General features: G+C 62.9%; 2 protein-coding genes and 1 pseudogene. All 3 read right to left on the bottom strand.

Features of this window, described 5'->3' with window-relative positions; genetic code table 11:
• Nucleotides 1–508, bottom strand: a 508-nt coding sequence (locus tag HX875_RS32985) for a methionine ABC transporter ATP-binding protein (protein ID WP_371321510.1), incomplete at its 3' end; no start/stop codon positions are given.
• Nucleotides 505–1299 carry a MetQ/NlpA family ABC transporter substrate-binding protein gene (locus HX875_RS32430; protein WP_177049003.1) on the bottom strand — a complete coding sequence of 265 codons (795 nt, stop codon included), beginning with the start codon at nucleotides 1297–1299 and terminating at the stop codon, nucleotides 505–507. The genes HX875_RS32430 and HX875_RS32985, both read right to left, overlap by 4 nt.
• A gap of 14 nt (nucleotides 1300–1313) precedes the next feature.
• A pseudogene (locus HX875_RS32980) lies at nucleotides 1314–1461 on the bottom strand (isopenicillin N synthase family oxygenase); the annotation flags it as partial.

Genomic DNA, 1461 nt, shown 5'->3' with positions numbered 1-1461 from the left:
CGAGGGCGCTGGTGGCTTCGTCCGACAGCAAATAAGCCGGGCGCGCCGCCAGTGCCCGGGCGATGCCCACGCGCTGCTTCTGCCCACCAGACAGCTGCGAAGGAAACGCCAGCGCCTTGTCACTCAGGCCTACCAACTCCAGCAATTCCTTGACCCGGGCAACGCGCTCGGCCTTGGGCTGGCCGGCGATTTCCAGGGGCACCGCCACGTTGTCGGCAACGTTGCGCGAATGCAGCAGGTTGAAGCCCTGGAAGATCATGCCGATGCGCTGGCGTTGCTGGCGCAGTTGCTTGTCGCTGAGCAGCGTCAGGTCCTGGCCGTCCATGAGAATGCGCCCGGAGGTCGGGCGCTCCAGCAGGTTCAGGCAGCGCAGCAAGGTACTCTTGCCCGCCCCGCTACGCCCCACGATCCCGAAGATCGAACCGTCGGCAATCTGCAACGACACCTTGTCCAGCGCCGGCGGCTGCCCGTCGGCGTAGGTTTTGCTGACCTGCTCGACGACGATCATTCGACAGCTACCGGAATCACCGAGCCTGAGTATTTCTCGGTGATGAACTTGGCCACCTCCGGCGAATTCAGGTCCTTGGCCAGTTGTTTGATCCGAGGGTCATCCTGCAATTTCGGGGTGGTCACGAGGATATTGGCGTAGGGATTGCCCTGGGCTTTTTCCAGGCCGAGGGCATCTTTAGCCGGCGACAAACCGGCTTCCAGCGCGTAGTTGCCGTTGATCACGGCGAGGTCGACGTCATCCAGGGCGCGGGGAATCTGCGGTGACTCGATTTCGAGAATCTTCAGGTGCTTGGGGTTCTCGGCGATGTCCTTGGGCGTTGCCTGGTCCTTGGCCGGGTCGTTGAAGCCGGGCTTGAGCGTGATCAGCCCGTTGGCTTGCAGCAGGTACAGCGCTCGGCTGAGGTTGGTGACGTTGTTGGGCACGGCCACCGTGCCTTTGTCCGGCACCTGGGCGAAGCTGGTGTGGCGATGGGAATAGATGCCCAAAGGCTCGATATGCACCGTGGCCGCGACCGCGAATTTCTGGCCGAGGGCCTGTTCCTGAGAGTGCAGGTAAGGCAGGTGCTGGAAGTAGTTGGCGTCTACATCACCGTGGGCCAACAGCTCGTTGGAGTTCACGCCGTTGGGGATTTCGATGATTTTCAGCTGCAACTGCGGGTCGAGCTTCTGCACGTATTCGAGGATTTGCGCATGGGGAATCGGGTCGGCCGCCACCCGCAGGGCCTCGGCGGCCTGGGCGTCGAAAGAGGCAATCAGGACGGCCAGGGCCAGGGCTGTTTTCTTGAGCATGGTGATGTTCCTTATCAGGCGGACAGGGCTTGGGGAATCGTGGCGTCGGCGTAAAAACGCTGGGCGACATCCGGGTGGGAACGCAGGCGACCCTTGAGGTAGTTCCAGCCGACGTCCCGCAGCAGCGGGTTACGCGGGTCGCTGGTGGGGCCGTGGGCATCG

It is taken from the genome of Pseudomonas yamanorum, from assembly GCF_013386765.1.
In the GTDB taxonomy this organism is placed as follows: Bacteria; Pseudomonadota; Gammaproteobacteria; order Pseudomonadales; family Pseudomonadaceae; genus Aquipseudomonas; species Aquipseudomonas yamanorum_A.
The sequence above is the reverse complement of the archived record's forward strand: the minus strand, read 5'-3'. Positions and strand labels throughout refer to the sequence as shown.

Coding starts and splice junctions, on each gene's coding strand:
- HX875_RS32430 (WP_177049003.1), bottom strand. CDS start 1,299: ATGCTCAAGAAAACAGCCCTGGCCCTGGCCGTCCTGATTGCCTCTTTC.